Annotated in this window: 1 protein-coding gene; it reads left to right on the top strand. The window is 72.9% G+C overall.

Annotated elements, in window-relative coordinates:
• The first annotated feature begins 8 nt into the window (after window positions 1-8).
• Complete coding sequence (locus tag ASG00_RS00600) at window positions 9-539, top strand: NAD(P)H-dependent oxidoreductase (protein WP_082482955.1); 531 nt, start codon at window positions 9-11, stop codon at window positions 537-539.
• The last annotated feature ends 151 nt before the right edge of the window (window positions 540-690 follow it).

A 690-nucleotide genomic window follows, 5' to 3' on the forward strand; every position in this document is an offset into this window, starting at 1 on the left:
GCGGCGTCGTGCGCCGGGATCTCGCCACGGCGCCCATTCCCGCGACCGCCTGGCCCGCCGCGGTCACCGCGAAGTTCACCCCCGAGGCCGACCGCAGTCCTGAGCAGGTCGAGGCCGTCGCCCTCGCCACCCGTCTCGCCGACGAGCTCATCTCGGCCGACGCCCTGCTGTTCACCGTGCCGCTGTACAACTTCGGCGTCTCGCAGCACGTGAAGACCTGGTTCGACCTGGCCTACACCGATCCCCGCATCGACCCGCAGGGCACCGCTCTGCAGGGCAAGCCCGCCGTACTCGCGACCGTGCTCGGCGGCAACTACGGCGAAGGCACGCCGAAGGAGGGCTGGGACCACTCCACCGGGTGGCTCGAGCGCGTCTTCGCGGATGTCTGGGGGCTCGACCTGCGCGTCGTGACGCGTCCGTTCACCCTCGTCGGCGTGAACCCGGCGCTCGACGCCTTCAGCGACCTCGCCGCCGACCTCAAGCAGCAGGCCGAGGAGTCCGCGCGCGCCCACGGCCGCGACATCGCCAGCGCCGCGTGACCGCCGTGGTGGGTCGCCCTACGCCCGGGCGGCCCACCACTCGAGAAGGCGCTGCTCCGCGGCATCCGCACCGATGACGCCCTCGTCGAGACGCACCTCCAGCAGGTAGCGGTAGGCCTCGCCGACCTCACGGCCGGGGCCGATGCCCAGC

Source organism: Microbacterium sp. Leaf351 (assembly GCF_001423825.1).
GTDB classification, from domain to species: Bacteria; Actinomycetota; Actinomycetes; order Actinomycetales; family Microbacteriaceae; genus Microbacterium; species Microbacterium ginsengisoli.